Annotated in this window: 7 protein-coding genes; 3 read left to right on the forward strand and 4 right to left on the reverse strand. The window is 41.3% G+C overall.

Annotation, left to right across the window (positions count from 1 at the left end):
* The 4 genes from ACESK1_RS11760 to ACESK1_RS11775 all read right to left on the reverse strand — a co-directional run.
* Positions 1-416 (reverse strand): metallophosphoesterase (locus ACESK1_RS11760; protein ID WP_372920373.1); only part of this gene is annotated, 416 nt, incomplete at its 3' end.
* A gap of 27 nt (positions 417-443) precedes the next feature.
* Entirely contained in the window at positions 444-869 is a 426-nt protein-coding gene (locus ACESK1_RS11765; protein ID WP_372920374.1) for a sulfur reduction protein DsrE, read from the reverse strand.
* A 36-nt stretch (positions 870-905) separates the two neighbouring features.
* Complete coding sequence (locus tag ACESK1_RS11770; protein ID WP_372920375.1) at positions 906-1,307, reverse strand: DoxX family protein; 402 nt, start codon at positions 1,305-1,307, stop codon at positions 906-908.
* A 75-nt stretch (positions 1,308-1,382) separates the two neighbouring features.
* The gene (locus ACESK1_RS11775; protein WP_372920376.1) at positions 1,383-1,748 is read right to left on the reverse strand and encodes a hypothetical protein; all 366 of its coding nucleotides are present in this window, start codon (positions 1,746-1,748) and stop codon (positions 1,383-1,385) included.
* A gap of 140 nt (positions 1,749-1,888) precedes the next feature.
* Between ACESK1_RS11775 and ACESK1_RS11780 the strand changes: the two genes are divergently transcribed.
* The 3 genes from ACESK1_RS11780 to ACESK1_RS11790 form a co-directional block, all read left to right on the forward strand.
* Entirely contained in the window at positions 1,889-3,262 is a 1,374-nt protein-coding gene (locus ACESK1_RS11780) for a hypothetical protein (RefSeq protein ID WP_372920377.1), read from the forward strand.
* 261 nt (positions 3,263-3,523) lie between these two features.
* Entirely contained in the window at positions 3,524-4,396 is an 873-nt protein-coding gene (locus tag ACESK1_RS11785; RefSeq protein WP_372920378.1) for a sterol desaturase family protein, read from the forward strand.
* Positions 4,397-4,432: 36 nt separating this feature from the next.
* A partial coding sequence (locus ACESK1_RS11790; RefSeq protein WP_372920379.1) for an MBL fold metallo-hydrolase occupies positions 4,433-5,352 on the forward strand: 920 nt, incomplete at its 3' end.

Raw genomic sequence — 5,352 nt, forward strand, 5'->3', positions numbered from 1 at the left:
TAAACCACCTCCCAGTTTCCGGGAACGATCAGGTCAAAATCCATGTTTTTGATGATATCTGGAAAAATAGCTCCTTCTGAGAGGGCGGCATATCCGCTTCCCTGAATAAGATCTCCTCCGTCTACAATTACTGTATTTCCGGGATTTTTTGCTTTTTCTTCTTTAAAGAGCGTCTGGATATGGGCTAACCCACCGCGATCTCTAAAGATAATGCTGTCATCTTCCCAGAATAATTCCGGGTGTGGATCCAGCTGCCCGTGAATATCGGCGGTTTGCAGTATGGTAATCTTTGTGGTATCTGCAGATTTTTGGCCATCCTTCTCGCTATTGGAACCGGAAATACTGTTGCAGGAGGTTAAAAGCCCCAAACTCAATATTCCCATTCCGAATAGCGTTGTACTTAATTTTATTCTCATTGTATAGTTTTTAGTGATTGTTTTTTATTACAGTCCAAGGCTATAGAAGCCTTTCTTCTGAAGTTGCAGGTTGTGGAGGATGCCGTTCTCTACGGTAGTCATCTCCTCTGGAATCTCATTGCGATCTACCTCGAATTTATTCAGTGAGAAGCCACAGGCAACCAGTTCTACTCCTAATTGTTCAGCTTGCTCCACAAAAGGATCCATCTTTGATTTATTGGTAAGCTGGGAAATATCCTTTCCGCAAACGATCACCTGGAACTCTCCAAAGTGGTCCCCGTCCTCTTCGGCAAGGGCTTCGGCTGTTAACAGGATAGGTTTTAACTGGTCTACTTTTTTTGTAAGCACCACGTAGTTCTTATCATGATCGTGGTTTGGTTGTTCCTGTGCAGATACTTGTGTGCTGAATAATACAAGGAACATTGCGATACTGCTTAATACTAGATTCTTCATTTTGATATTGATTTTATACGCTTATGCGTATGGTTATTAAATTTTTTCGACTTTGCTAAAATCGTTGAATATGAAAAATATGAGACCGCCCATAATGGCGATATTTTTAAAGAGTGGTCCCAGGGTGTTGATCTGACCTACCTGCACGGTGAGGGTGATAGGTAGGAGAACAAGGATAAGGATAATCGCCGCATAGCGGGTTTTAAAACCGATTAACAGCGCAAATCCTGCTATTAACATTGCCACTCCTGAGATTATTACCAGTAATTCGGGATTACCGAAAAAATAGGCGAGCCCTTTAAAAGTGGCCTGGTCTATCCTGTTAACTGTTTTTTCAATGTTCAGGAGGTGATTAAAACTTGCCACCAGGAATATACCGCTAAGCAAAACCCTGAATATCTGGACCGATCTTCGGTTCACTAATATTTTAGTTGTCATTCTGTATTAAAGTTATGAAAGTAATTTTATTTTTTTGCCCATCAGAAGTGTTATTCCGCGGGAATTAGAATAAGTTTAAGCGATCAGAACTTTTGGTGGGGGATAGAATTTGTCGGGGTAGGCAGATATAACCGGAGTGTTCCGGTAGTTGATATGTTGAAAGTTAGGCTCAGAATGGGATTCGGGCCTGTTATTTTCTGAAAAATGAAAAGGAGCATTACAAATAGCATCGGTGTTTAGCACCAGCACATTTGATGCCTGCTCTAAATCGTCCGGTATGTTTTCTTCAGAAGAACCCAGGGGATTGTTTTCACAATAGGTATTCACCCAGGCGATATTTTCGCTCTCAAGGATACTGCCAAGAAATTTGGAATCCAGCATCAGGAACTTTCCGAAAAAGATCAGGACAAAGAAAACGGCTATGTAGGGTTTAATTTTCATCAATCAGCTGCCAAATATAAATGATGAGGTCGAGACATGATGTGACTAATGTTACATAAGCCTTGTAACCCTTGTTACTGTTATTGATCTTAATTTTTAGTTTTTTCGCGAAACCATTCCGGAAAAAACTTTAAAACTATATGAATTACCTAAAATGGCCCCTGGCCCTGATCTTATTATTTCTCAACTTATCTGTTTACTCCCAGGAGGAGCATGATGATGAATCGCAGGAACCGGAGCGATTAAGAGATATTTTCGAAGAGTCTCACCTTCACGGTCACATCAGAAATTACTTTATGAATACCATAAACAGGGAAGACCTTAAAGACTATTATACCAATGCTACCGGTGGCGCGATCGGTTTCACAACCGGAAACTATAAAGGCTTTGAAGTGGGGGTGAAAGGGATCTTTACTTATAAAACTTTTGGGAATAACCTGGGAATGGAAGATCCTATTGCGGGTAAAAATGCCAGATACGAATATGAACTCTATGATGTGCTCAACAAAGGAAATTTCAATGATCTGGACCGCCTGGAAGAATTATTTATCAGGTACAGATTTGGGGATTCTTACCTCACATACGGAAAGATAGAAACCGAATACACTCCCTTGCTCAATCACAGCGATGGTCGTATGAAACCTTTTGCACATCGTGGGGCCTGGGCACATCTGAATTTCGGCAGGCCGCATCAGTTCAATCTGGGGTGGTTAAATGGGATGTCTCCCCGGGCTACCACAGAATGGTTCGATTTTGAGGAAGGCATTGGTCTTTTTTACAACGGATTTCAACCCGACGGGCAGGAAGCTCACTACCATGAGCATTACACTTCCGCTGGAATGGGAATTTTCAATTACAGATACCGAAGAGATAATTTCACTTTTAAAGTATACGATTATTACCTGGATAAGGTCATGAATACCTTATGGACCCAGGTGGACTATGATTTCAGTAATTTTACATTAGGAATTCAATATCTGTATCAGTCGCCGTTTTCTTATAATGACGAGTTGGATTATGAAAACCGCTATATACAACCTGATGAAAACGGGCAGGTATTAAGTTCACAATTAAGCTGGCAGGAATCCCGGTTAAGACTTGCCCTGGCTTATACCCATGCTTTTGATTCCGGCAGGTTTTTGTTTCCGAAGGAACTGGGAAGGGACCATTTCTTTACTTCTATCTCTCGTTCACGTCTTGAAGGAATGGGTGATGTAGACATAGTTGCTTTAAAGGGTGAATATTCATTTTTGGAGCCCAATCTTCATCTTGGTATAGAGATGCAGCAGATAATAGGTGCGCAACCGGGTGATTATCAATTCAACAAATATAATGTAGATGAATCTTTCCAGGTGAATACACACCTTCGTTATAATGTAGGGGGATTCCTGGATGGATTAAGCTTTGACCTTTTGTGGGTCTACAGGGAAAACCGGAATCACCAGGACGCGGAAAGTATCTTCAATAAAAGTAACTTCAATCAGATCAATTTCGTTACAAATTTCTATTTTTAAGCAAAACGATCTAAATAGAAAATATAAAAACAGGGACTGAAATAAAAACCGGAAGCGGTTTTGGTTACAGTGATAATAAGGAGGTTAAAACACCGGGCTGGTTCAATGGTTAAAAATAGGTTAATATTAACCCAGCGATAACCCAGACTAAAGGAATCCTTGATTTATTTTGTAACTTACAGTAGGTCAGCCATTGTAACAAAGGTTACTGCTTAGGCCCTGTGATTTATATATTTTTGCCACTGAAATTTAAAAATCTGGTTGGAGAAGTACCTGAACATTATAGAGAATTCCTTTACAGGATATTTTAATTACCTGGTAGAGGAAATTAGCAATCCGGGCTGGACAAATTATTTTTACTGGCTCTTGTTGTTGTCCCTGATGGTATGGGTGCTGGAAATTTTTATTCCCTGGAGGAAAAACCAAAAGGTTTTTCGAAAAGGCTTCTGGCTGGATACGTTCTATATCATATTTAATTTTTTCCTGTTTTCCCTGGTGGGTTACAATGCGATTTCGAATGTTGCGGTGGAGTTGTTCAACGATTTTCTCTCGCTCTTCGGAATAACCAATATTGTAGCTATAGAGGTACAGAGTTTCCCGGTTTGGGCGCAATTGTTAATCATGTTCATAGTCGCTGATTTTATTCAGTGGAATGTTCATCGGCAATTGCACAAGCGCTCCTGGCTGTGGGAATTCCATAAGATCCATCACAGCGTTAAGGAAATGGGTTTTGCGGCACAGTTCAGGTTCCATTTTATGGAAACCATAGTTTATAAAACCGTGCAGTATATCCCCCTTGCGATGATTGGTTTTGGAATACAGGAATTCTTTGTGGTTCATATGTTCGCCGTTTTGGTTGGGCATCTTAACCACGCGAATGTGGGCTGGAGCTATGGTATTTTCGGGTATATTTTTAACAACCCTAAAATGCATATCTGGCATCATTCAAAAGCACTTCCCGAGGCGCACCCTCACGGAATGAATTTCGGGCTTAGCCTGAGCATTTGGGATTATTTGTTCGGTACGGCTTATGTGCCACAGGAAGGAAGAGATATTGAGCTTGGTTTTGAAGGAGATGATGATTTCCCTGAGGGGTTTAAAGATCAGATGCTCTTTCCATTTAAAAAGAAGTAATAACAATCACTAAATACTAATTAAAAAACGAGTAAGATGAAAATAAAACAATTCAAAGACGAGCCTCTGGCGCATTATTCTTATGCATTAGTAAGTAACGGAGAAATGGCTTTGGTAGATCCTAGCCGTAATCCAATGCCTTACTATAAGTATGCTGAAGAGAATAATGCAAAGATCGTAGCGGTTTTCGAAACTCACCCTCACGCCGATTTCGTGAGTAGCCACCTGCAAATCCATGAGGAAACAGGAGCTACCGTTTATATTAGCGAGATGGTTGGAGTAAGTTATCCGCATACCGGGTTCGAAGAGGGGCAGAGCGTAAAAATTGGGGGTGCCACTGTAAAAGCATTACACACTCCTGGTCACTCTCCGGACGGGTTGACTTATATCGCTGAAGAAAATGGCGAAACTGCTATGTTCAGTGGAGATACCCTGTTCATCGGAGATGTTGGTAGACCAGACCTTCGTGAGAAAGCTGGGAACATGACCGCTAAAAGAGTAGAACTTGCCAAGTCAATGTATAAGACCATGCAAACAAAGTTCAACGACCTTCCGGATGATACTGTTGTATATCCTGCACACGGTGCCGGGTCACTTTGCGGTAAGAACATGAGCGATGCTTCTTCAAGTACTTTAGGAAACGAGCGCCAGGGAAACTGGGCTTTCCGTGACCAGACTGAAGAGGAATTTGTAGAAGAGATCCTAAAAGATCAGCCGTTCATTCCTGCTTACTTCGGATTTAACGTAGACGTTAATCGAAAAGGAGCGATGAGCGTTCAGAAGGCCAAATACAGCGTTCCGGTTAAACTACTGGTAGAAAGTCTTGATAACGATGCCGTAGTAGTAGACAGCCGTGGTCGTGAGAACTACAGAAAAGGTCACCTTCCAAACACTATCAACATAATGGGAGTAACAGAAGAGGACAAGCTGGAAACCTGGTTAGGTGCCATTATCGC

Origin of the sequence: Salegentibacter sp., assembly GCF_041642575.1 — a bacterium.
In the GTDB taxonomy this organism is placed as follows: Bacteria; Bacteroidota; Bacteroidia; order Flavobacteriales; family Flavobacteriaceae; genus Salegentibacter.